The following is a 24,420-nucleotide window of genomic DNA, read 5'->3' as shown; positions in this document are numbered from 1 at the left end:
GTGGCAAAAGCTGTCGTCGCCATTGCGGGTTCTTCTGGGCTGATCGGTTCGGCGTTGGTTTCGGCGCTGCGCGCCAGTGACCACCGGGTGTTGCGCATCGTGCGTCGCGCCCCGTCGAATGCCGATGAGCTGCACTGGAACCCGGATACCGGTGAATTCGATTCCGCCGGCCTGGCGGGTGTCGATGCCGTGGTCAACCTGTGCGGGGTCAGCGTCGCCGCCAGTCGGTGGTCGGGCGCCTTCAAACAGCGCCTCCGCGATAGCCGCATCACCCCCACCGAGGTGCTGTCAGCTTCCGTGGCCGCCGCAGGCGTGCCCACCTTGATCAATGCCAGCGCGGTCGGTTTCTACGGCGACACCGGCGACCGCGTCGTCGACGAAACCTCAACGGCGGGAACCGGTTTCCTGGCCACGTTGTGTATCGACTGGGAGGCCGCGGCCGCGCCGGCCGAAGCTGCGGGCACCCGCGTGGTGCTGGCCAGGACGGGACTCGTGCTGTCCCCGTCGGGCGGGATGCTGAGTCGGCTCAAACCGCTGTTCAAGTTCGGCCTCGGCGCCCGCCTCGGCAACGGCCGCCAATACATGCCGTGGATCAGCCTCGAAGACGAAGTCCGCGCCCTGCTGTTCACGATCGCCCACGACGAGGTGTCGGGACCGGTGAATCTGACCGGTCCCGCGCCGGTGACCAATGCCGAGTTCACCGCCGCACTCGGCCGCGCCGTCAACCGGCCCACACCGCTACCGGTGCCCGCTTTCGTCATCCGCACGGCGCTCGGCGAATTCGCCGACGAGGGCCTGCTGACCGGCCAGCGCGCGATTCCCGCCGCCCTCGAGCGGGCCGGGTTCACGTTCCATCACGACACCATCGGTGAGGCGCTGGCGTACGCCACCGTGCGTGCGGGCTAGCGCTAGTACCGTCGAAGTATGCAATCCATTCGGTCCAGTACGGCACCGGTCAGCGTTCGTCAGCTGGGCACTGTCGACTATCTGACGGCGTGGCAGTTGCAACGCGATGCCGCCGACGCGCGCATCGCCGGCGGACCGGACACCTTGTTTTTGCTCGAACATCCGCCGGTGTACACCGCGGGTAAACGCACCGAACCGCATGAGCGGCCGCAAGACGGTATCCCCGTCGTGGACACCGATCGCGGTGGCAAGATCACCTGGCACGGCCCCGGCCAACTGGTGGGTTATCCGATCGTGGGCCTGGCTCAACCCCTCGATGTGGTGAATTTCGTTCGTCGCCTTGAGGAATCGCTCATCGGTGTGTGCAGTGAACTTGGTCTCGACGCCGGCCGGGTCGATGGCCGCTCCGGGGTATGGCTACCGGCGGATGATCTGCGACCCGCCCGCAAGATCGGCGCCATCGGCATCCGGGTGGCACGGGCGACCACACTGCACGGCTTCGCCCTGAACTGCGATTGCGACCTTTCGGCGTTCGGCGCGATCGTGCCATGCGGTATCGCCGACGCCGGCGTCACCTCGCTATCCGCCGAACTGGGCAGGCCCGTCGGTGTCGAGGAGGTACGCGCCGCGGTGGCCGAGGCGGTCTGTGACGCACTCGACGGCGCTGCGCCCGTCCACCAGGACACCCCTGCGCGCGTAGCATCGTCACAGTGAGCGTGGTCCCAGAGGGAAGAAAACTGCTGCGTCTTGAGGTCCGCAACGCGCAGACCCCGATCGAACGTAAGCCGTCCTGGATCAAGACCCGCGCCAAGATGGGTCCGGAGTACACCGAGCTGAAAGCCCTCGTCAAGCGCGAGGGCCTGCACACAGTGTGTGAAGAAGCCGGTTGCCCGAACATCTACGAATGCTGGGAAGACCGCGAGGCCACCTTCCTGATCGGCGGCGAGCAGTGCACCCGTCGCTGCGACTTCTGCCAGATCGACACCGGTAAGCCCGCCGACCTCGACCGTGACGAGCCCCGTCGGGTCGCCGAAAGCGTGCAGGCCATGGGGTTGCGCTACTCGACGGTGACGGGCGTGGCCCGCGATGATCTGCCCGACGGTGGCGCGTGGCTGTATGCCGAGACCGTGCGTCAGATCAAGAAGCTCAACCCGTCGACGGGTGTGGAACTGCTCATCCCCGACTTCAACGGTATCGCCGAGCAGCTGATCGAGGTTTTCGAGTCCCGGCCAGAAGTGTTGGCGCACAACGTCGAAACGGTGCCGCGCATCTTCAAGCGGATCCGCCCGGCGTTCCGCTACCAGCGCAGCCTCGACGTGTTGACCGACGCCCGCGAGTTCGGCCTGGTGACCAAGTCCAACCTGATCCTCGGCATGGGGGAAACCCCCGAGGAGGTGCGGGTGGCGCTGACCGATCTGCACAACGCGGGCTGCGACATCATCACCATCACCCAGTATCTGCGGCCGTCGCTGCGCCACCATCCGGTGGAGCGCTGGGTCAAACCCGAGGAATTCGTCGAGCATGCGGCGTTCGCCGAGGGCCTCGGATTCGCTGGGGTGCTGTCGGGTCCACTGGTCCGGTCCTCCTATCGAGCCGGCCGGCTGTACGCCCAGGCGGCGCAGCGCTCAACCACCACCAGCTGAGCCGTATCCTGTGTAGTTATGGCCAAATCCTCCAATACCGCCGCGAAGAAAGCGGCCGACAAGGCCGCTAAGGCCGAGGCGAAGACGGCCCGCAAGGCCGCGTCGAAACAGCGGCGCAGCCAGCTGTGGCAGGCGTTCCAGATGCAGCGCAAAGAAGACAAGCGCCTGCTCCCGTACATGATCGGTGCGTTCGTGGTGATCGTCGCTGCGTCCGTTGCCGCCGGTGTGGTCATCGGCGGCTTCACCATGTTCATGCTGATTCCGCTCGGTGTGCTGCTCGGCGCCCTGGTCGCCTTCATCATCTTCGGTCGTCGCGCGCAGAAGTCGGTCTACCGCAAGGCCGAGGGCCAAACCGGCGCCGCGGCGTGGGCACTGGACAACCTGCGGGGTAAGTGGCGGGTCACCCCCGGTGTCGCCGCGACGGGACACTTCGACGCCGTGCACCGGGTGATCGGTCGGCCCGGCGTGATCTTCGTCGCCGAGGGTTCGGCCACCCGGGTCAAGCCGCTGCTGGCCCAGGAGAAGAAGCGCACCGCCCGGCTGGTCGGCGATGTGCCGATCTACGACATCGTGGTGGGCAACGGTGAGGGTGAGGTGCCGCTGGCCAAGCTGGAGCGCCACCTGACGAAGCTGCCCGCCAACATCACCGTCAAGCAGATGGATTCCCTGGAGTCCCGGCTCGCCGCGCTCGGCACCAAAGTCGGGCCGGCCGCCATGCCGAAGGGGCCGATGCCCGCCGGCGCGAAAGTTCGTGGCGTTCAGCGATCGGTGCGCCGCAAGTAGCTGTGTCATGACTCTGCCCTCTTGATCTGTTTTCGTTAGCAACGAAATCTGCCAATAGCCCGACGGTGAAACCGTTGGCCCGATATTGTTCGTCTCGCGCCGAGCGCGGTGCGAAAGCGCAGGCTAACTAACACGTCTCGGGGGAATGTATGTGTACGGCATGTCAATGGGCGCCTCATTTCGCCGCGTATGGCACCGGCAAGATCGCCTCGCGCCGGACGGTGTTGAAGACCGCGACCGTGGTTGCCGCGGCAGCTGCGATCACCGCCTGCGCTCCGACCACGAAGTCCCCGGCACCGAGTGGCGGCTCCGATGCCGCGCCAACCGGTTCCGGAGCGAATGCCGAAGGCGCGGCGGACTTCGTGTTCCACAACGGGCGGGTCTATACCGTCGCGGGTCCCTCGCCGTGGGCGGAAGCCGTCGCCGTCAAGGGCAACACCATCACCCACGTCGGCGATGACACGGGCGCAATGGCACAGGCGGGCCCGAACACCCGGGTGATCGACCTGGGCGGCAGGCTGTTGATGCCGGGATTCGTCGAAGCGCACACCCACCCGTTCATGGGTGCCTTCCTGACATCAGGGCTCGATCTGCAGCTACCGACCGGCGCCGACGCCCTGGCGGCCATCGAGAAGTACGCCAAGGAGAATCCCGAGGGTCCGATACGCGGATTCGGTTGGCGGGTCGACATGTTCGGACCCGAGGGACCCACCCGCGCGGACCTGGACCGCATCCTGCCGGACCGGCCCGCTTTCTTCTTCGCCATCGACGGCCACAGCCTGTGGGTCAATAGCAAGGCGCTGCAGATGGCGGGGGTCGACCGCAACACCCCCGATCCCATCCCCGGATTCAGCTATTACATGCGGGACAAAAACGGTGATCCCACCGGCTACGTCCTCGAAGTAGTCGCCGAACTCAACGTCGTCAACGCCGTCGAGCCGATCTCCGCCGACACCATGGCCAAGCTGCTCGCGTCCTGGACACCGAAGGCATCGGCGGCGGGAATCACCTCGGTTTTCGATGCCGGGGTGCCGCCCATCGGCGAAGACCAGGCCGCGATTATCGGGCTGTACACCGCAGCAGAGCAACGCGGTGAACTGCCGTTCCGGGTGATTGCCTCCTACAGCGTCAAGGGACCGCCGATTGACGATGCGGTCGCCAAGATGACTGAGGTCCGTGACCGCATCTCGACCGAGCTGGTGCAGGCGCCCGTGCTCAAGATCGTCGGCGACGGCACTCAGGGTGGTTACACCGCGTGGCTGCTGGAGCCGTATGCGGATAAACCCGACTCCACCGGCGGTTCACCGTTCACCGTCGAGCAATGGCACAAAATTGTGCGCGAGGCCGATGCGGCGGGATTCGACCTGCACATGCACGCCTGTGGCGAACACACCGCCCGCGTGGCACTGGATGCCGTTCAGGAGGCGATCGCGGCGAACCCGCCGCGTGACCGCAGGCACGCCATCGCTCACCTGGTCTACGTCGAGGATCCCGATAATCAACGATTCGGTGAGCTCGGCGTCATCGCCCAGTTCTCCGCGAACTGGATGTCGGCCGATCCGGACACCATCCAGAATATGGGCGCACGTTACGGATCCCCCCGCAAGGAGCTGCTTTACCGTCCGCAGGAGGTGCTCAAATCCGGCGGCCGCATCTCCTTGGGGACCGATTGGCCGGCCGCAGGCTACTTCTCCACCTATAAGCCGCTGGATTCCATCCAGATCGGCGTCACGCGCCAGTTGATCGGTAAGGCTGACAATCCGGTATTGGCCCCGGCTGACCAGGCGCTGTCAGTCGCCGAGGCCGTGCACGCCAACACCATGGGCGCCGCCTACCAGATCCGCCTCGACGACAAAGTGGGCTCACTGGAGGTCGGCAAGCTTGCCGACATGATCATCCTGGACAAGAACATCCTGGAGATCGACCCGCACGATATTCACACGGCACAGGTGGCGATGACGATGATGAACGGCCAGATCCGCCAGGAGGCCTGAGCGACGGACCTGCTAGCGCCGCACGACCGCGGTCAAGGTCAGCCGGTCCTGGAAGCCGCGGCCGTCGGCGTCGGTGAACAGCGCAGGGATCACCAGGGCCAGTAACAGCCCGCGTGCCACGGCACGGCCGAGGCCAACACCGCCTGGCCTGTCCACGGGGACCACCAACAGTCCGAGCGCGTACTGCCCCGGCGTGAAACCGAACAGCCGCACCGTCGCGGCACCGATGACGAACCAGATGCCGAGCACGGCCGTCGACACCATCGCCGCCGAGATCAGGCCCACCTCCATGGCCAGCGCGGCCAGCCCGTACGCGATGAACCAGTCGACCAGCAGGGCAAGGAAGCGGCGACCCGATCGGGCCAGTGAGCGCGGCCCTGATTCGGGCAGGCCGAGGGCTTCACCGGGATAGCCGGCGGCTTGGCTCGGGTCCGCGGATGCTGGGCCGGAGAGCCAGGAGGAGATCGAACGGGCCATGTTGTCAGCATAGGGATAACTGGATTGCGTAACGTTGGCGCAACGTCCGTTTGACTGGCCGGTAACACTGCCTTCATAGCGTCAATCAGCGGGTGCAATACAGACCTGGTCTCTTTACACGCGCAAAGGAGCATTCAGTGGCAGAAAAGACCGCCGACGACATCATCAAGCAGATCAAGGACGAGAAGGTCGAGTACGTCGACATCCGGTTCTGTGATCTGCCGGGTGTCGTCCAGCACTTCTCGATCCCGGCTTCGGCCTTCGACGAGAGTGTGTTCGAGGACGGATTGGCATTCGACGGCTCATCGGTTCGCGGTTTCCAGTCGATCCACGAATCCGACATGATGCTGTTGCCGGATCCCGAGACCGCGCGGATCGATCCGTTCCGCGCGGCCAAGACGTTGAACCTGAACTTCTTCGTCCACGACCCGTTCACGCGCGAGGCATACTCGCGTGACCCGCGCAACGTCGCCCGCAAGGCCGAGAACTACCTGACGAGCACCGGTATCGCCGACACCTGCTTCTTCGGTGCCGAGGCCGAGTTCTACATCTTCGACTCGGTCACCTTCGACTCGAATATCAACGGCACCTCCTACGAGGTGGATTCCGAGTCCGGTTGGTGGAACACCGGCGAACCGTTCGAGGCCGACGGCGGCCCCAACCTCGGCTACAAGGTCCGTCCCAAGGGCGGCTACTTCCCCGTCGCACCCTATGACCACTACGTCGACCTGCGCGACGAGATGGCCACCAACCTGCAGAACGCCGGCTTCATCCTGGAGCGCGGTCACCACGAGGTCGGTACCGGCGGGCAGACCGAGATCAACTACAAGTTCAACACCCTGCTGCACGCGGCCGACGATGTGCTGTTGTTCAAATACATCATCAAGAACACGGCATGGAAGAACGGTAAGACCGTCACCTTCATGCCCAAGCCGCTCTTCGGTGACAACGGCTCGGGTATGCACGCCCACCAGTCGCTGTGGAAAGACGGTAAGCCGTTGTTCCACGACGAGTCCGGTTACGCCGGCCTCTCAGACCTGGCGCGGCACTACATCGGCGGCATCCTGCACCACGCGCCGTCGCTGCTGGCGTTCACCAACCCGACCACGAACTCCTACAAGCGTCTGGTCCCGGGTTACGAGGCCCCGATCAACCTGGTCTACAGCCAGCGAAATCGTTCGGCCTGCGTCCGCATCCCGATCACCGGTAACAACCCGAAGGCCAAGCGGCTCGAATTCCGTTGCCCCGACAGCTCGGGTAACCCGTACCTGGCGTTCGCGGCCATGCTGATGGCCGGCATCGACGGCATCAAGAAGAAGATCGAGCCGTTGTCGCCGGTGGACAAGGACCTCTACGAGCTGCCGCCGGACGAGGCCGCCAACATCCCGCAGGCCCCGACATCGCTGTCGGCGGTGATCGATCGCCTCGAAGAGGATCACGAATACCTCACCGAGGGTGGTGTTTTCACGCCCGACCTGATCGAGACCTACATCTCCTACAAGCGGGAGAACGAGATCCTGCCGGTGCAGATCCGTCCGCACCCGTACGAGTTCGCGCTCTACTACGACGTTTAAAGCCGACGTCTAAGTCACACATCTCAAAGGGCCGGGTGGTGTTCGCACCACCCGGCCTTTTAGTGTTCAAGACCGTGCCTGACAGGAATTTGCCCGACAACACGATTGCCTACGTCGACCAGGCATTGTTTTTGTCGATGCGGGCCAACGGCACCGAGCACGGCATCCAGTGCACGTGGGTCTATGACCGCGCCGTCGATATTGACGGGTTGCGCCGGTTGAACGACAACCTCGCCCACGGGTTGCTCGGCAGGCGCATCGAACGCTCCGCCCTCCCATTCGGCCGGCACCGCTGGGTCGCGGTCAACACCTCCCCCGGTATCGATATCGCCGCGGCCCGACCGCGCGCCGAGCTGCGGTCCTGGGTCGACGAGCGCGCCGAGCTGCCCACCGATGCCGAGTTCGGTCCCAGCTGGCATCTTTCTGTCCTGCCCATGGGTGACGACGGAACCGCGGTCACCCTGGTGGCCTCCCACAGCGTGATCGACGCCGTCGGGCTCTGTCGTGCACTGGCCGACGCCGTCGGGGGCGTCACGCACGATTACGGTTATCCGCCGCCCGGCTCGCGGCTGCGGTCACGGGCCCTGCGCGAAGACAGCCGCCAAACCGCAAGGGATATCCCTAAAGTCGCGCACGGGCTGGCCACCGCCGCGAAGATCGCGGTCCGCACCGCTCGGGAGTCGACAAAGTCCGACGCGCCACCGCCGGCCTCCCACGCCAAGACACGCGACGGACAGATCGCGGTTGTCGCGACGGCGACGGTCCACATCGACCAGGCCGACTGGGACGCCCGCGCGGTGGCGCTCGGCGGATCGAGTAACTCGTTGTTCGCCGGATTCTGCGCGCAGCTCGCGCAGAAGGTCGGACGCCTCGGTGCCGCGACCGGGCTGGTCAGCCTGACCTATCCGGTCAACGACCGCACCGAGGGCGATACCCGCGCCAATGCGCTGCGCGCCGTGGACTTCACCGTCGACCCCCGCGGGGTGACCGACGATCTGCGCGCGGTCCGGGAAAAGACCAAGGAAGCACTGACTCACGGGCTCGGGATTTTCGAGGAGCTCGAGGCTGGTTTCGCGTTGACCCCGTTGATCCCCAAGACCGCGATCCGCAACGCGCCTGCCGGCGCGGTGTGGTTCGCCAGCCTGCCGGTCGGCTGCTCGAATCTGGGCGATATCGACCCGGCGGTGACGCGGGCCGACGGCACCGAAGCCGGGTCGGTGTCGATTCGACTGCTGAAGCAGAATCTCACCACCAGCAATCATGACGTCCGCTACGGCGAGCTCTATCTGATGTCGGGCCGGGTCTGCGGGAAGGTCTTCATCACGGTCCGATTCAACCGGCCCGGTGCGGACGTGTCGGGCCCCGACCTGCGCGAGCTCATCGTGGCCACCCTCGGCGACTTCGCCCTTACTGGCACCGTGGACTGAGCCGATATCGATGCGAATTCTCCTACAACGAGTGTCGTCGGCGAGTGTGACCGTTGCCGGCGAGGTGGTCGGCGCGATCGCTCCGCAGACCCAGGGACTGCTCGCGCTGGTCGGGGTGACCCATGACGATGACGTCGAAAAAGCCCGCCGGATGGCCGAAAAGCTCTGGCAGCTAAGGATTCTCGACGACGAACGCAGCGCCGCCGACATCGGCGCACCCATCCTGGTGGTCAGCCAGTTCACCCTGTATGCCAACACGGTCAAGGGCCGGCGACCGTCGTGGAATGCCGCCGCGCCCGGCCACGTCGCAGAACCGTTGGTCACCGCGTTCACCGATGCCCTGCGCGCATTGGGCGCGCAGGTGGCCACGGGGGTGTTCGGTGCGGATATGCAGGTGGCCCTCGTCAACGACGGTCCAGTGACGGTGTTGTTGGAGATGTAATCTCCTGGAATTATTCGGACTCCGGTCCGGATAGTAGGCTCACAGCTATGACACAGCAATTGGACGCCCGACTCAACCCGCACGCCCCCGCTGTCCTGAGCCTCTTCCGCGTGATCTTCGGACTGCTTTTCCTCTGCCACGCCGTGTCGCACCTGTTCGGCTGGCCCGCCGCCGCAGGCCCGGCGGCTGCCGTGGGGTCATTCCCCTTCTGGTGGGCAGGCCTGCTCGAACTGGTGACCGGCATCCTGATCACCATCGGACTGTTCACCCGGATCGCCGCCTTCGTGGCCTCAGGGATCATGGCGTTCGCCTACTTCACTCAGCACATCGAGGCCGGCTTCCCACCGATCGTCAGCGGTGAAGCCGCGGTGCTCTACTGCTTCGCGTTCTTCCTGCTGGTGTTCACCGGCGGCGGGCTGTACGCGCTGGACTCCCGCCGTCAGGTGTCGAGTCGTAAATCCTTGCGGTAGCGCTTCATCCCGTCGATCTTGTCCGCGAGCGGCGCGTCGGGGCCGGTGTAGAACATCCACGGCATGGTGACGATGCCGGTGATACCGCCAGCCTCGGCGCGCTCGAAATGTTCCGGGGTGAAGGCGTCGGTCAGTGGCGTCAACACCGTGAAACCATCCATTCCCAAACCCTTTTCGGCACGGATCTCGCGGACCCGCGCCACCCGCACCAGCGCCTGGTCGGTGGAGATCAGATCACCGATCCAGCCGTCGTTGCGCGCGGCCCGCTGTAACGCGATCTCAGACAGCCCACCACCGTAGATCGGGATAGGCGGCGGCGTCGGCTGCATTTCGAGTCGGGGTGTCTGGTAGAACTCGCCGTCGAATTCGGTCCAGCCCGGCTTCCACAGCTCCTTCATCAGTTCGAGCATTTCGTCGGTGCGCTTACCGCGCCGATCGAAGCGCTGACCCAGCAGGGTGAACTCTTCCTCGCACCAGCCGACGCCGATACCGAGCTGCAATCGGCCCTCGGCGAGATAGGCCGCGGTACCAATGGATTTCGCGGCCGTGTAGGGCTCGCGCATACCGGGAATGTAAACGGTGGTGACGAATTTCAGCCGGGTGGTCACCTGCGCGACGGCCCCGATCAACACCCACGGATCCGGCCAATCGGTGAAAGGTTCCCAGCGCCGCTTACCGTCCTTGGTGTAGGGATAGGGCGTGGCCAACGTCTCCAGGTTGATCACGTGATCAGGGATGGCCAGCCCGTCGTATCCGAGATCGTCTGCGGCCTTGGCGATATCGATCGCTTGGCGGGTGTCCAGGAACGCTGCGCTGACGTAGTGCTGTAACGCCATCAGTTGACCTCCCTGGCCCAGACGGGCCTGATGAATACGCCCTCGGCTTCGACGGTGTGTCCTTCGGCATCCGAAATGAAGCCGCGCGCAAAGGTTTTCACACCCTCAACACGGTCGATGTAGGCCTCGGCACGCAGTGCGCCCAGTGGTGTCCCGCGCAGGTAGCGGCAGGTGATGGTGCCGGTGAAGTTCGGCTTGGTCATCCCCGCGCTGGCCGCCTCACCCAGGATGTGATCGAGCACCAATGCCGAGACACCGCCGTGCACATGTCCCGGTGGACCCTCATAGGCCGCACCGAGTTCGAAATCCGACCAGCACCGAAGATCGGGGTCGGTATGAATCACCAGCGGCGGCGCCATCGCATTGCGCACCCCGATCACCGGGTTACCCCAGGCCTGACCGCGACCGTCGACGGCATAGCGCACCCCGTAGGGGCCTTCGGACTGCTTCGTCCGCAGTCGCTCGGTCACCGCGTCGATGGCCAACTGGACCTCGCGGATGGTGTCGTCGTCGACCTGGGTACGGATCGCCGCGTCGAGCAGTTCGCGCACGGACTGGGTAAATGGTGCATACAGCGCCTTCTGCCGGTCGAACTCGGCACTGTCGATCGCCTCGTGCGTGAACTGATGCACCCGTGTGAACTCCTGACCGTCGCCCGCCCCTTGCTGTCCTTAATAACATCAAGGGGTCTACGAAACCTTCGGCGGGGTGCGCAGGGGTGCTAAATCAGTCTCCGAACACCTTGCGCACAACGGCCTTCGCCCGGCGGGTGACGCGTAGATAGTTATCGAGGAATTCGCTGCCGTCATCGTTGGGCCAACCCGCTGCCACCGCCACCGCGTTGAGCTGGCGGCCAGGGCCGGGCAGTTGATCGGTCGGTTTGCCCTTGACGAGCACCAGCGCATTACGGGCCCTGGTCGCGGTCAACCAGGCTTGCCGCAGCAGATCGACATCGCCCTCGGCGATCAGTTCGGCAGCGCCGATGGCGTCGAGTGATTCCAACGTGGATGTGTTGTGCAGGGCCGGAATTCGGTGCGCAAACCTCAACGCCAACAGCTGCACGGTCCACTCGACATCGGCCAGTCCCCCGCGTCCCAGCTTGGTATGGGTGTTGGGGTCGGCGCCGCGGGGCAGGCGCTCGGCGTCGACGCGGGCCTTGATCCGCCGGATCTCCTGGACGGCGTCGGTCGAGACCCCACCGGACGGGTATCTGGTCTTATCGATCAACACCAGGAAGCGCCCACCCAGGTCAAGGTCACCGGCCACCCGGTGCGCGCGGAGCAGCGCCTGGATCTCCCAGGGCTGCGCCCACTGTTGGTAATACGCGGCGTAGGACGCCAAGGTGCGCACCAACGGTCCGTTGCGGCCCTCGGGCCGCAGGTTGATGTCGACTTCCAGTGGCGGGTCCGCGCTCGGGGTGCCCAGCAGCGCCCGTACCTGCTCGGCAACGGTCACCGACCATTTCACCGCGGCCGCGTCATCGAAACCGTCGGTGGCTTCGCAGACGAACATGACGTCGGCGTCGCTGCCGTAGCCGAGTTCGCCGCCGCCGAGGCGCCCCATCCCGATCACCGCGATCGTCGCGGGGACCCGGCCGTCGGCCGGGGTGTTGGCGCGGATGACCGCTTCCAGCGCGGCCTGCAGCACGGCCACCCAGATCGACGTCAAAGCCCGGCAGACCTCACGCACGTCGAGCATGCCGAGCAGGTCCGCCGATGCGACCCTGGCCAACTCGCGGCGGCGCAGCGTGCGGGCTGCGGCAATCGCTTTCATCGGATCGGGCTGGCGCCCGGCCGCGGCGACCAGCGCCCTCGCCACCACATCGGGCTCGACGTCGAGGAGCTTGGGACCGGCGGGGCCGTCGGCGTAGGACTGGATGACCTCCGGGGCCCGCATCAGCAGTTCGGGGACATAGGCCGATGTGCCCAACACGTGCATCAACCGTTTGGCCACGGCGCTTTCGTCGCGCAGCGTGCTCAGATACCACCGCTGTTCGGCCAGCGCCTCGCTGACCCGGCGATAGGCCAGCAGGCCGCCGTCGGGGTCGGGAGTATCGGAAAGCCAGTCCAGCAGGGTCGGCAACAGCACCGCCTGGACCCGTCCGCGGCGTCCGCTCTGATTGGCCATCGCGGACAGATGGGTCAGCGCAGAGGCCGGCGACTGGTAGCCAAGGGCGGCGAGCTGACGTTCGGCGGCGTCGGCGGTCATCCCCGAGGTGATATCGACTGACCCGCCAAGGGATTCCAGCAGCGGTTGGTAGAACAGCTTGGCGTGCAGCCGCGACACCCGCAGGCTCTGGCGCCGCATTTCCTCACGCAACACCCCGAGCGCGTCGTGCTGCCCGTCGGGACGCACATGCGCGGCCCGGGCCAGCCAGCGCAGCGCCTCATCGTCATCGGGGGCAGGCAGCATATGCGTGCGTTTGAGCCGCTGCAGCTGCAGTCGGTGCTCGAGTAACCGCAGGAATTCGTACGACGCAGTCATATTGGCGGCATCGTCGCGACCGACGTACCCGCCGGCGCCAAGCGCGGCCAGCGCTTCCACCGTCGACGTGACATGCAGGGATTCATCGGTGCGGCCGTGCACCAATTGCAGCAGTTGCACCGCGAATTCGACATCGCGCAGCCCGCCGGTGCCCAGCTTGATCTCACGGGCGCGCACGTCGGCGGGCACCAGTTGTTCGACCCGACGGCGCATCGCCTGCACATCGGCGACGAAATCCTCACGCTCGCAGGCCATCCAGACCATCGGCATCATCGCGGCCATGTACTGCCTGCCCAATTCGGCATCGCCGACGGCGGGCCGCGCCTTCAACAGCGCCTGGAACTCCCAGGTTTTGGCCCAGCGTTCGTAGTATGCGATGTGGCTCTCCAGCGTCCGGACCAGCTGGCCGTGTTTGCCTTCGGGCCGCAGCGCGGCGTCGACCTCGAAGAAGGTCTCCGAGCCCAGCCGCATCATCTCCCCGGCCACGCGGGTGGTGATCGCGTCCGCGGTCTCTGCGACGAAGATGATGTCGACGTCACTGACATAGTTCAGTTCCCGCGCCCCGCATTTGCCCATCGCGATGACCGCGAGGCGAGGTGCCGGGGTGCCCTCTTTGCAGACCGTCGCGACGGCCACCTGTAGCGCCGCGCCCAGCGCCGCGTCCGCCAGATCGGAGAGGTGGCTGCCGACGGTGGCGAAGGCCAGCACGGGTTCGTTTTCCACCGTGGGCGCCACATCGAGTGCGGCCAGCACCAGCAGCCGGTCACGGTAGAGCTTCTGCAGTGCGGGAAGGACCGCCGCTCTGAGGTTTTCGGTGGCTGGTATCCGGGTGACGCAGTCGGTGAACATCCGGGTGAGTTCGTCGGCGGACGGTAACTCCACCCGGCCCTGCAGCAGATGCCAGGACTGCGGGTGGGCGACCAGGTGATCACCGAGCGCCAGCGAGGACCCCAGGACCGCGAACAGCCGGCCACGCAGGCTGCGGTCCTTGATCACCGCGGTGTTGAGCTCATCCCAGTCCGCGCCTGCCGCATCGGCCAGCCGGACCATGGCGCGCAGCGCGGCATCGGCGTCGGGCGCGCGCGACAGCGACCACAACAGTTCGACATGGGCGTCGGTGGTCCAGCCAAGTCGCGCCAGATCGTTACGAGCGGGCGGCTCCACCAGTCCGAGCCGGCCTACGCTGGGCAGCTTGGGACGCTGCGTCGCAGGTTTGGCCACGACAAAACGGTATCTCACCGGCGGGGCCGTTTGGGACACCCGCAGGCGGCGCACGGTGCGAAGCGCTACCGCGACCGGCTACAGCGACAGATAGGTCTTCCGCTCGAACGGAGTGACCTGGCTGCGGTAGTTCTCCCACTCCGCACGCTTGTTGCGCAGGAAGAAGTCGAAAACGTGCTCGCCCAACGCCTCGGCGACCAGTTCGGAGCCTTCCATTTCGGTCAGCGCCAGACCGAGGCTGGACGGCAGCTCCCGGTAGCCCATTGCGCGGCGCTCCTCAGGCGTCAGGCTCCAGACGTTGTCCTCGGCCTGCGGTCCGAGCACGTAGCCCTTCTCCACGCCGCGCAGACCCGCAGCGAGCAGCACCGCAAACGTCAGATACGGGTTGCAGGCCGAATCCGGGCTGCGCACCTCGATACGCCGCGATGACGATTTGCGCGGGGTGTACATCGGCACACGCACCAGAGCCGAACGGTTGGCGGCCCCCCAGGACGCGGCCGTCGGGGCCTCCCCGCCCTGGACCAGTCGCTTGTAGGAGTTCACCCACTGATTGGTGACGGCGCTGATCTCCGAGGCGTGCTCCAGGATGCCGGCGATGAACGACTTGCCCACGTCGGAGAGCTGCAGCGGGTCATCAGGGCTGTGGAACGCGTTGGATTCACCCTCGAACAGGCTCATGTGGGTGTGCATCGCCGAGCCCGGGTACTCGGTGAAGGGCTTGGGCATGAACGACGCCCGCACGCCCTCTTTCAGCGCGACCTCTTTGACGACGTAGCGGAACGTCATCACGTTGTCAGCCATCGACAGCGCGTCGGCGTACCGCAGGTCGATCTCCTGCTGGCCGGGGGCGCCTTCGTGGTGGCTGAACTCCACCGAGATGCCCATCGACTCCAGCGCGTCGATGGCGTGGCGCCGGAAGTTCGGCGCCGAATCGTGCACGGCCTGGTCAAAGTAGCCGCCGTTATCGGCCGGGACGGGCTCGGAGCCGTCATACGGTCCCGGCTCCAGCAGGAAGAACTCGATCTCGGGGTGCACGTAGCAGGAGAAGCCGAGGTCGCTGGCCTTGGCGAGCTGGCGGCGCAGCACGTGCCGCGAGTCCGCCCAGGACGGCGAACCGTCGGGCATGGTGATATCGCAGAACATGCGCGCGGAATGGTGATCGCCGCCGCTGGTGATCCACGGCAGCACCTGGAAGGTGGACGGATCGGGCCGGGCCACGGTGTCCGATTCCGAGACGCGGGCGAAGCCTTCGATGGACGAACCGTCGAAGCCGATGCCCTCCTCGAAAGCGCCCTCGAGTTCGGCCGGCGCGATCGCGACAGACTTGAGGAATCCGAGCACATCGGTGAACCACAACCGGACGAAGCGGATATCGCGTTCCTCCAGCGTGCGGAGGACAAACTCCTTCTGACGATCCATGACCGCGAGCGTATGCACCGGCTGTTAATTCTGTGTTACGGCGCTGGATCTACTAGCAGTGCAGGTTGTCTGGCGGCGGTGTCAGATCGACGAAATAACGCACGACGGCGGTGTCGAGGCACTGATATCCGTTGAACACGGCGGTGTGCTGAGTGCCCTCGAAGGTGATCAGTGGGGCGCCCAACTGCTGCGCCAGGTTCACCCCGGCCTGGTACGGCGTCGCCGGATCGTGCGTGGTGGAGACGACGACGACCTTGCCCGGCGGCACCGGCGCGGCCGGGCCGGGGCTCGACGTCGCGGGCACCGGCCAGAACGAGCAGATATCGCGGGGGGCGTAACCGGTGAACGCGCCGTAGGACAGGAACGGCGCGACTTCGCGGATTTGCTGGTCGGCTTGGGCCCAGACGGCCGGATCCGTCGGCGACGGGTCGTCAACGCAGCGGACCGCATTGAACGCATCCTGCAGGTTGCGGTAATGCCCGTCGGGCCCACGGCCCTGGTACTCGTCAGCGAGCAGCAGCAGATCGGTTGCGTCGCTACCGCGCTGCAATCCGAGTAACCCGCTGGTGAGGTATTTCCAGTACTGCTTCGAGTACAGCGCATTGACGGTGCCGGTGATGGCATCGGCATAGCTCAACCCCCGCGGGTCCGACGTTGGGCCCGGTGTGGCGACCAGAGGGTCAACCAGTGCGTGATAGCGGTTGACCCATGCCGCGGGGTCTTGGCCCAGCGGGCAGCCGGGCGAAAGCGCGCAGTCTGCGGCGTAGTCGTTGAATGCCGTCTGGAAGCCGGCCATCTGTCGGATGTTCTTCTCGACCGGGCCGAGGCTCGGATCGATCGCGCCGTCGAGCACCATCGCCCTGACATGATCGCCGAACTGCTCGACGTAGGACGTGCCGATATCGGTGCCGTAACTAAAGCCCAGGTAGTTGATCTGGTCGTCACCGATGACCCGTCGGACGGTGTCGATATCGCGGGCCGCTTCCGCGGTACCGACACCAGCCAAGAACGCCGGGCCCATCCGCTGCGCGCACTGGTCGACGAACTGTTGGTAGAGCGCCTCGATATGGGCGACGCCGGCCGGGCTGTAATCGGCCATCGGTTCACGGCGCCAGGCATCGAATTCGGCGTCGGTGCGACAGCGCAGTTGCGGGGTGGAATGTCCGACGCCGCGTGGGTCGACACCGACGAGGTCGAAATGTTCGGTGATCTCGGTGCCCGCCAGGGCGGTACCCATCCCCGCGACGCTGTCCACCGCCGACGCCCCTGGCCCGCCAGGATTGATGAACAGCGATCCGATCCGCGATCCCGTCGCCGGGATCCGGATCACGGCGAGGTTGGCCAGCGCTTCGCCCCCGCTGCCACCGACAGCCACCATGGTGCACAGCGCGGTCGGCGGCCCGTCACCGCCGGTGAAGAACGCCGAGCAATCGCTCCAATTCTGCTGTGGCGCAGCCGGATCGGGCGCCCCTTCCGGGGTGGCCATCGCCACCGGCAGCGGTGCGACGGTGATCAGTGCGCAGGCAAGCAGCACTGAGCCCACTGATCCAACGCGCCGCATCCGCACATGGTCGCATGAGCGCGCCGACCGAGCGGCGCGAGACGGTAACGCTAGGGTCTCAGTCCGGGCACGGCCGGGTCAGCATTTCGAATCGGGTGGCGGCAGCGCGCCGTTGATCAGATATTGCGTTGCGTAATCGTCGACGCAGCTCTCGCCCTGGAACACCACAGTGTGCTGGGTGCCCTGATAGGTCAGCAGTCCACCCTTGAGCTCTTTGGCCAGTTCCACGCCGGCTTCATACGGCGTGGCCGGGTCGCCGGTGGTCGAGACCACCAGGATGGGCGGCAAATCGGTAGCGCTGATCTGGTGGGGCTCACTGGTCGGCGGGACTGGCCAGAACGCACAGGTCGGCATCGGCGCGTGGCCGGTGAACTCCCCGTAGCTCATGAAGGGCGCGACCTCTCGTATCCGGCGGTCCTCTTCGATCACCTTGACCGGGTCGGTCAGCGCGGGTTGATCCACACATGACACCGCAGCGCGGGTATCGGTGGCATTTGTGTAGTGACCCTGCGCGTCTCGCCGCATGTACATATCTGCCAGTGCCAGCATCGTGTCCCCGCGCCCGGCCTTCAGTTCGGTCAGGCCTTGCGAAAGATGAGTCCACAGACTCGGCGAGTACAGCGCCATGATGGTGCCGACGACGGCATCGCTGTAGGACAGCCCACGCGGGTCCTTGGTGGGTGCCGACTTGGTTCCCAACGGCTCGACCATGTCCAGGTACACATCGACGGCCTTCGCCGGGTCGGTGCCCAGCGGGCAGGAGGTGTTCTTGGCGCAGTCAGCCGCGAAATCGTTGAACGCGTCCTGGAAAGCCTTGGCCTGCTTGATGTCCTCTTCGACCGGGTCGGCATTGGGATCGACGGCCCCGTCGAGGATCATCGCCCGCACATTCTGCGGGAATTCCTCTGCGTAGGCCGAACCGATCCGGGTTCCGTACGAGTAGCCGAGATAGGTCAGCTTATCGTCGCCGACTGCCGCGCGGATGGCATCGAGATCCTTGGCCACGCTGGCGGTTCCGATATTCGCCAGGAAATCTTTGCCCATCTTGTCGACGCAGCGCTGGATGAATTCTTTGGTTTCTTTTTCAATCTGCGCGACGCCGGCCGGGGTGTAGTCCTGCTGGGGTTCCGCGCGCAATCGGTCGTTGTCCTCGTCGGAGTTGCACCACAGCGCGGGGCTGGACGATCCCACACCACGCGGATCGAAGCCGACCAGGTCGAAACGCTGCCTGATCTCGGGCGGCAGGGTGTCGATCATGCCCACCGCGGCCTCGATCCCCGACTCGCCTGGTCCGCCGGGATTGATCACCAGCGAGCCGATCTTGTCGCCGGTGGCGGGAAAGCGGATCATCGCGATGTCGGCCAGCGCCCCATCGGGCTTGCTGTAGTCCACGGGGACCGCAATCCGCCCGCATTGAGTGCCCGCGGGCAGCCGGGTTTCGGCACCGCTTTCGAACCTGCACGGCTCCCACGCCACGGGATCGCCGATCCGGGGCTCAGCGATCAGCGCATGCCCATCGACAATGCGGCTGCACCCGGATAGCGCAAGCACCGCTACGAGCACCCCCATCAACGTGGTGCGCAAGATCCTGCGCTGGTGCGGGTGGCGGTGAAGCAAGCTCATGGCAACACATGCTGCCATGAGCTCGGGGGAAATCCTCGATGCGCTGGTGGACCGGTGTTTTAGCGCGGCGGGGCGCTACCGAGTCGCGGCGAGCAACTCAGCCATGCCGACGGCGAAGTCGTCAGCCATATCCCACAGGTCGGGGAGCAATTCCGGGCAAGAGATCAGCCCGACATCGAGTTTGCCGTTCAGCGACATCACGGTGATGTTCAGACCCGACCCGTGGAAGATCGGGCCCAACGGGTACATCGCCTTGACCTCGGAGCCCAGGAAGTACAGCGGAACCTGGGGACCGGGCACATTGGAGACGACGAGGTTGTGCACCGGCCGGGCCTCGGTCAGATTCGTCCTGGCATACAACCGCATCGCGACACCGAACACCGCAGGCGCGGCGAACTGCGACCAGTCCTGCAGCAGGTTCGCCGCGATCCCCGAACTGTGCTCTTTGGCAAGCGAACTCGCTTCGGCAATGGCCTTGATCCGCTCGGCCGGATCCGCGATCTGAGTTTCCAAGCTGGAAAACATCCCCGATACCTGATTGCGGCCGGGCCGGTCGGACTTTCCGTGCACCGATACCGGCACCATCGCGATGAGCGAATGTTCGGGCAGCTCGCCACGATCGAGCAGGAATTGCCGCAGCACGCCGGAGACCAGGGCCATCACCACGTCGTTGACCTTGACGCCGAAGTAGTTCTTGACGTTCTTGACGTCTTCGAGATCGAGCTGGGCGTAGGCGATATTGCGGTGCCCGGTCACCGATGCGTTGAACGCCGTCTGGGGCGCGGTGAACGGGCTGGCCATCGCCACGCCCCCGACCGCCCTGCGCACCGTGTCGACCACCGTGGTGACGGTCGCCGGCAGCACCTTGGTGGCCAGATGCACCGGGCGATAAGCGAATTTGACCAGTCCCCTGGCCGCGATCTCCACCTGATTGGCGTCACCGGCCCCCTCGACCGGGTCCGGCGCCGGCGGATCCGGTTCGGTGCTGCACAGCTGAGACATCAGGTTGGCCCCGGTCACCCCGTCGACGGCGGCGTGGTGCACCTTCGTCATCACCGCCAGGCGACCACCGTCGTGGGCATCGGTCCCGGCCACACCCTCGATGACCCACATCTCCCACAGCGGGCGGCTGCGGTCGAGGTTCAGCGACGCGATGTGACCGCAGATCTCCGATAACTCCGCACGGCCACCGGGCGCGGGCAGACCGATCCGGTGCAGATGCCTGTCGACATCAAAATCGTTGTCCTGCACCCATACTGGATGATCGAGGTTGAACGGACTGTCCATCAGTTTTTCCCGGAATTCGGGCATCGCCCTGATCCGCACCGCCAGCTCGTTGCGCAGCCCCTCGAAGGTGTAGCCGCCGGGCACCGTGGAGGTGTCGATTTCCAGGATCGAACATACGTGGAGCGGTTGCGACGGGGTTTCGAGGTAGAGGAAGCTGGCGTCGAGGCCGCTGAGCCTCTGGTAGGCGGGCATGCCCGCGATGGTATGTCCGGCATGTGTGCGGTGTGAGGAAGTCCACTCAACTACTGCTTCCCAGTTTGTCGGCACGGGTGGCAGACTGGACGCCGTCAGACGAACCCGGGGACCCGCACAAGGCCTCGAGGATCGACCGGACGAACCCACCACGAAGGACAATGATGTCTGAGCAGACTGTTTATGGTGCTGCCTCCGAATCCCTCTCTACGGCTTCCGGGGCTCCGACCAAGCGCATCAAAGTACGCACCCACCACCTGCAGCAGTGGAAGACCGAAGGCCACAAGTGGTCGATGCTGACGGCATACGACTACTCCACCGCCAGGGCCTTCGATGACGCCGGGATCCCGGTGTTGCTGGTGGGCGATTCAGCCGCCAACGTCGTCTACGGCTATGACACCACGGTGCAGGTCTCGATCGACGAACTGATCCCGCTGGTGCGGGGCGTCGTCAAGGGCGCGCCGCATGCGCTGGTCGTCGCCGACCTCCCCTTCGGCAGCTACGAATCCGGGCCCATGCAGGCTCTCGCAACGGCCACCCGGTTCATGAAGGAAACCGGCGTCCACGCCGTGAAGCTCGAAGGTGGCGAGCGCGTCGCCGAGCAGATCGCCATGCTGACCCAGGCCGGCATCCCGGTGATCGCGCATATCGGTTTCACCCCGCAGAGTGTCAACGGCCTCGGCGGTTTCCGGGTGCAGGGCCGCGGCGACGCCGCCGAGCAGACCATTCACGACGCGATCGCCGTCGCCGAGGCCGGCGCCGTGGCGGTTGTGCTGGAGATGGTGCCCGCCGAACTGGCCACCCAGATCACCGGCAAGCTGACCATCCCGACCGTGGGTATCGGTGCCGGACCCAACTGCGATGCGCAGGTGCTGGTATGGCAGGACATGGCGGGGATGACCACCGGTAAGACGGCGAAGTTCGTCAAGCGCTTCGGCGATGTCGGTGGCGAATTGCGCCGTGCCGCAGAGCAGTACAGCTCCGAGGTGGCCAGCGGCAGCTTCCCCGCCGAGGAGCACTCCTTCTAGTCAGGCGAACTTCGGCGCGCGCTTGTTCAGGAACGCGTCGATGCCTTCCCTGCCGTCGGGCGAATCGGCATTCTCGGCGATCAACCTGCCCTCGAGTTCCATCTGGACCTCGATACCGTTGGTGAACGTTGCCAGCAGCAGTTTCTTCACCGCGGACTGCGATGCTGTTGGGCCAGAGGCGATCTGACGCGCCAACTCATCGGCACGGGCGGCCAGGTTCGCGTCGTCGACCACCTCGTTGACCAGTCCCCACTGCACGGCCTCCTCGGCCGAGAGCCTGCGGTTGGTCAGCATCAGCTCCTGGGTCCGACGCAGGCCGATCAGCCTCGGCAGGTAATACGAGGCGCCACCGTCGGGACTCAGCCCCGCCTTGGTGTAGGCCATCATGAACGACGACGATGCGGCGGCCAGCACCAGATCCCCGCCGACCGCCAGGCTGAAACCGGCGCCGGCGGCGACGCCGTTGACAACGGTGATCAGCACCGCATCCATCCGCGCGAAGGTCGAGATGGCCTTGTGCACGTCGTCGGCGATGCCCTTGATGTAGCGGCCGGGCGCAAGTGGTGAGGTGGCCACTGCTTTCAAATCGCCACCGGCGCTGAAGAACCGCCCCGCGCCGGTCAGCGTCACCACTTTGATCCCCGGGACGTCGCAGCGTTTGGCGGCATCGGCCAGTTCACGAAGCAGTGTGTCGTTCATGCCGTTTGCGGCATCGGGGCGGTTGAGGATGATGCGGGCGATCGGGCCGGACTGCTCGAACAGGAGGCTCTCGTACGCCGGGGCGGCAGAAGTCATGCCGAGACGTTAACTCCTCCGATCTGCAGCCGTTGCGCGGTCCCCTGTCGCATCCTCGTGAAGTCCCGGTCCCAGCCCAGTGTGCGCAACGCGCCGTCGGCGATCACCCAGGGTTGCTCCGGTGGGCAGCCGTTATCGTCGGAGCGGAGGTTGATGGCTGATTCGACCAGCCGGAACGGCAGATCGATCGCATCAGTGGGTCCGTTGCATTCGGCGATCACCTGGCGGGCCAGATCCCCATAGTGGGCGCGCAGGGCATCGCGACGCAGCCTGAACTGCTCGAATCGGTCGACGCGGAGTTCGGGCAGCAGGTACAGGGCGCCGAGGTTCCAGCGACTTCCGCACAGCTGGGTGACATCGCTGACGATCAGGACGTGCAGCCGCGGTGCGGCGGGCCCGGTTTCGACAAGCAACTCCCCCGCCAGCTCCAGCGGAGCGTCGACCGTACCGGCCAGCAGCGCGTCGAGGATGTCGTCCTTGGTGGCGAAATGGTGATACAACGAGGCCTGCCTGACCCCGACCGCGTCGGCGATGGCCCTTGTCGAGGTGCTTGAGTAGCCCTGGTTGGTGAAGAGTTCGGCAGCGGCATCGAGAATTTCTTCCCGTGCCGTCTTTCCGGGACGCCGGGATTGCTCCAGACGGGGTCGTCCACGGCCGTCGCTACGCATGGGCACATTGTCGCATCACGCGTTCGCCGTGCCAGGTTATCTGTCATTTGATAGAAATACTGTCAACGAAGACGTAACAGTTGGGACACCCGACCGGAATCCGTGTCCATAAAACTTTCAAGTGACAGTTAATCGGTCGCATGTCGACCGGACAGGGAGGACACCATGACCACCGCGTCGACAGCCGGGGCCCGATCACATGCCCGCGCCCAGGCAGAACACGCCGCGATGCGGATCCCCGCGATGCCGGCTGAGGTCGATCCGTCGCGGCTGGTGTGGGCCGAGTCCATCCCCGCGGGGTCATATGCGACGCGGGTCCTCGGCAGGGGAACCCGGCTGCGCCTGGCCGATCCCGACGGTGGCGCCTGTGGGCATCTGCTGCTCTTTCGCGCCGACGCGACCTGGGAACGTCTCAACGTGGCCGACACGATGAAGGTGCCGTGGCAGGCCTACCTCAGTGCGGGTCATCCCCTGCTATCGGATCAGGGCCGAGTGCTGGCCACCGTCGTCACCGACACCTCCGGACGGCACGACCTGATCTGCGGAATGACACCCGTTGCGCAGAACGCCATGTTGCTGGCCGCGATCAAGCACGGGATGGACGCCCGTGACGTTGCGCCGTCCGCATCGTTCTTCAAAGGCGTTCACGCCGAGGCGGATGGATCGCTGAACTTCACCGGGTCGGCCGGGCCGGGCACATCGGTGGATCTGCTCATCCACCTGCCGGTGGTGGTCGCCCTGGTCAACGCCGCGCATCCGCTGGACCCCGACCCCACCCTCACCCCACTGGATGTGGTGGCCTGGCGTGCCGACGACGAGCTGAGCACACCGGTGAGCACCGAGCCCGAATACCTGCGCGCCCTTTTCAACACCGAAAGCACTTGGGCCGCAAGCCAAAACACTCCCCGTCCCGAAGCCCTTCGTGAAGCCGCCGAGAATTGAGCCGAGTCATGACCACCCTCACCGAACACCAGATCGTCTCCGACGACATCGTTGCGGCCTGCGCCCCATGGTCGGCGCTGCTCACCACCGGCCAGCAGCTGCAGATCATCGACCTGCACGGCAACCAGGCCGTCGACACACTGTTCTTTGGGGTACGAAACGGCGTGTGTGATCCCACCAAGCGCTACAGCGGCCAGGCAACCGTTGCCGCCCAAGGCAATATCTTCCTGACCACCGGTTCGGTGCTGCGGGCCGCCGACGGTACCCCGCTGGTGACCATCGTCGCCGACGAGGTCGGCAACCACGACACCCTGGCGGGCGCCTGCTCCAAGGAATCGAACACCCTGCGCTATGGACACCACACCGTGCACCAGCATGCCTGTGCGGAGAATTTCCTCGCCGAGGGCGCGAAATGGGGGCTGGGCAAACGGGATATCGTGCCGAACATCAACTTCTTCATGAACGTGCCGATCGAAGCCGATGGCACACTGGGCATCGTCGATGGCCTGTCGGGTCCAGGAAAATCACTGACCGTACGTGCCGAGCGGGACACCCTGGTGTTGGTGTCCAACTGCCCGCAGATCAACAACCCGTGCAACGGATTCAACCCCACACCCGTGCGCATGCTGATCTCGGAGACGTGAGCAC

At 65.6% G+C, this 24,420-nt stretch carries 22 protein-coding genes; 12 read left to right on the top strand and 10 right to left on the bottom strand.

Annotated elements, in window-relative coordinates; all coding sequences use genetic code 11:
* The 5 genes from ADBZ9O_RS15130 to ADBZ9O_RS15110 all read left to right on the top strand — a co-directional run bounded on the left by ADBZ9O_RS15130 (position 1) and on the right by ADBZ9O_RS15110 (position 5,326).
* Entirely contained in the window at positions 1 to 906 is a 906-nt protein-coding gene (locus tag ADBZ9O_RS15130; RefSeq protein WP_526532580.1) for a TIGR01777 family oxidoreductase, read from the top strand.
* 18 nt (positions 907 to 924) lie between these two features.
* Entirely contained in the window at positions 925 to 1,620 is a 696-nt protein-coding gene (gene lipB / locus ADBZ9O_RS15125) for a lipoyl(octanoyl) transferase LipB (RefSeq protein WP_526532578.1), read from the top strand.
* Positions 1,617 to 2,549, top strand: coding sequence for a lipoyl synthase (gene lipA, locus ADBZ9O_RS15120; RefSeq protein WP_526532576.1), 933 nt, complete (start codon positions 1,617 to 1,619; stop codon positions 2,547 to 2,549). The genes lipB and lipA overlap by 4 nt, the downstream gene beginning before the upstream one ends.
* A gap of 18 nt (positions 2,550 to 2,567) precedes the next feature.
* Positions 2,568 to 3,332: a DUF4191 family protein gene (locus tag ADBZ9O_RS15115; RefSeq protein ID WP_526532574.1), complete on the top strand. Its 765-nt coding sequence runs from the start codon at positions 2,568 to 2,570 to the stop codon at positions 3,330 to 3,332.
* Between the two features lie 149 nt (positions 3,333 to 3,481).
* Positions 3,482 to 5,326, top strand: a complete 1,845-nt coding sequence (locus ADBZ9O_RS15110; RefSeq protein WP_526532572.1) for an amidohydrolase — start codon at positions 3,482 to 3,484, stop codon at positions 5,324 to 5,326.
* A 12-nt stretch (positions 5,327 to 5,338) separates the two neighbouring features.
* Here the strand turns inward: ADBZ9O_RS15110 and ADBZ9O_RS15105 are convergent, their stop codons facing one another.
* Positions 5,339 to 5,803 carry an RDD family protein gene (locus ADBZ9O_RS15105; protein WP_526532570.1) on the bottom strand — a complete coding sequence of 155 codons (465 nt, stop codon included), beginning with the start codon at positions 5,801 to 5,803 and terminating at the stop codon, positions 5,339 to 5,341.
* Between the two features lie 137 nt (positions 5,804 to 5,940).
* Here ADBZ9O_RS15105 and glnA (ADBZ9O_RS15100) point away from each other — a divergent pair, with 137 nt between their 5' ends.
* From glnA (ADBZ9O_RS15100) to ADBZ9O_RS15085, 4 genes are all read left to right on the top strand, one after another.
* Positions 5,941 to 7,377, top strand: coding sequence for a type I glutamate--ammonia ligase (gene glnA / locus ADBZ9O_RS15100; protein WP_526532568.1), 1,437 nt, complete (start codon positions 5,941 to 5,943; stop codon positions 7,375 to 7,377).
* 74 nt (positions 7,378 to 7,451) lie between these two features.
* Positions 7,452 to 8,804, top strand: coding sequence for a hypothetical protein (locus ADBZ9O_RS15095; RefSeq protein ID WP_526532566.1), 1,353 nt, complete (start codon positions 7,452 to 7,454; stop codon positions 8,802 to 8,804).
* A 10-nt stretch (positions 8,805 to 8,814) separates the two neighbouring features.
* The gene (dtd, locus tag ADBZ9O_RS15090) at positions 8,815 to 9,246 is read left to right on the top strand and encodes a D-aminoacyl-tRNA deacylase (protein WP_526532564.1); all 432 of its coding nucleotides are present in this window, start codon (positions 8,815 to 8,817) and stop codon (positions 9,244 to 9,246) included.
* 47 nt (positions 9,247 to 9,293) lie between these two features.
* Positions 9,294 to 9,716, top strand: coding sequence for a DoxX family protein (locus ADBZ9O_RS15085; protein WP_526532562.1), 423 nt, complete (start codon positions 9,294 to 9,296; stop codon positions 9,714 to 9,716).
* On the opposite strand, the gene ADBZ9O_RS15080 is transcribed toward ADBZ9O_RS15085, so the two are convergent.
* From ADBZ9O_RS15080 to ADBZ9O_RS15050, 7 genes are all read right to left on the bottom strand, one after another.
* Entirely contained in the window at positions 9,686 to 10,552 is an 867-nt protein-coding gene (locus tag ADBZ9O_RS15080) for a TIGR03619 family F420-dependent LLM class oxidoreductase (RefSeq protein ID WP_526532560.1), read from the bottom strand. The two genes, ADBZ9O_RS15085 and ADBZ9O_RS15080, sit on opposite strands and share 31 nt — an antisense overlap.
* Positions 10,552 to 11,184, bottom strand: a complete 633-nt coding sequence (locus ADBZ9O_RS15075; protein WP_526532558.1) for a PaaI family thioesterase — start codon at positions 11,182 to 11,184, stop codon at positions 10,552 to 10,554. Before ADBZ9O_RS15075 ends, ADBZ9O_RS15080 begins: the two co-directional genes overlap by 1 nt.
* A gap of 94 nt (positions 11,185 to 11,278) precedes the next feature.
* A complete protein-coding gene (locus ADBZ9O_RS15070; RefSeq protein WP_526532556.1) occupies positions 11,279 to 14,275 on the bottom strand; it encodes a bifunctional [glutamine synthetase] adenylyltransferase/[glutamine synthetase]-adenylyl-L-tyrosine phosphorylase in 2,997 nt (998 codons plus the stop codon).
* A 60-nt stretch (positions 14,276 to 14,335) separates the two neighbouring features.
* On the bottom strand, positions 14,336 to 15,676 hold the full coding sequence (gene glnA, locus ADBZ9O_RS15065) for a type I glutamate--ammonia ligase (RefSeq protein WP_526532554.1): 1,341 nt from the start codon (positions 15,674 to 15,676) through the stop codon (positions 14,336 to 14,338).
* Positions 15,677 to 15,728: 52 nt separating this feature from the next.
* The gene (locus ADBZ9O_RS15060; protein WP_526532552.1) at positions 15,729 to 17,237 is read right to left on the bottom strand and encodes an alpha/beta fold hydrolase; all 1,509 of its coding nucleotides are present in this window, start codon (positions 17,235 to 17,237) and stop codon (positions 15,729 to 15,731) included.
* 78 nt (positions 17,238 to 17,315) lie between these two features.
* Complete coding sequence (locus ADBZ9O_RS15055; protein ID WP_526532550.1) at positions 17,316 to 18,860, bottom strand: alpha/beta fold hydrolase; 1,545 nt, start codon at positions 18,858 to 18,860, stop codon at positions 17,316 to 17,318.
* 75 nt (positions 18,861 to 18,935) lie between these two features.
* Positions 18,936 to 20,339, bottom strand: a complete 1,404-nt coding sequence (locus ADBZ9O_RS15050) for a WS/DGAT/MGAT family O-acyltransferase (RefSeq protein ID WP_526532548.1) — start codon at positions 20,337 to 20,339, stop codon at positions 18,936 to 18,938.
* Between the two features lie 164 nt (positions 20,340 to 20,503).
* On the opposite strand from ADBZ9O_RS15050, the gene panB reads away from it, so the two are divergent.
* Positions 20,504 to 21,367: a 3-methyl-2-oxobutanoate hydroxymethyltransferase gene (gene panB, locus ADBZ9O_RS15045; protein WP_526533174.1), complete on the top strand. Its 864-nt coding sequence runs from the start codon at positions 20,504 to 20,506 to the stop codon at positions 21,365 to 21,367.
* Here panB and ADBZ9O_RS15040 read toward each other — a convergent pair whose 3' ends face one another.
* Positions 21,368 to 22,162, bottom strand: a complete 795-nt coding sequence (locus ADBZ9O_RS15040) for an enoyl-CoA hydratase/isomerase family protein (RefSeq protein WP_526532546.1) — start codon at positions 22,160 to 22,162, stop codon at positions 21,368 to 21,370.
* Complete coding sequence (locus ADBZ9O_RS15035; RefSeq protein WP_526532544.1) at positions 22,159 to 22,830, bottom strand: TetR/AcrR family transcriptional regulator; 672 nt, start codon at positions 22,828 to 22,830, stop codon at positions 22,159 to 22,161. Before ADBZ9O_RS15035 ends, ADBZ9O_RS15040 begins: the two co-directional genes overlap by 4 nt.
* Positions 22,831 to 22,995: 165 nt before the next feature.
* Between ADBZ9O_RS15035 and ADBZ9O_RS15030 the strand changes: the two genes are divergently transcribed.
* Together ADBZ9O_RS15030 and ADBZ9O_RS15025 are read left to right on the top strand one after the other, a co-directional pair.
* A complete protein-coding gene (locus tag ADBZ9O_RS15030) occupies positions 22,996 to 23,772 on the top strand; it encodes a DUF1989 domain-containing protein (protein ID WP_526532542.1) in 777 nt (258 codons plus the stop codon).
* 8 nt (positions 23,773 to 23,780) lie between these two features.
* A complete protein-coding gene (locus tag ADBZ9O_RS15025) occupies positions 23,781 to 24,416 on the top strand; it encodes an urea amidolyase associated protein UAAP2 (RefSeq protein WP_526532540.1) in 636 nt (211 codons plus the stop codon).
* Positions 24,417 to 24,420: the final 4 nt, after the last annotated feature.

The organism is Mycobacterium sp., assembly GCF_965229105.1.
Classification (GTDB): Bacteria; Actinomycetota; Actinomycetes; order Mycobacteriales; family Mycobacteriaceae; genus Mycobacterium.
Note: the sequence above shows the minus strand (reverse complement) of the source record. Positions and strands in the feature narration are given on the sequence as shown.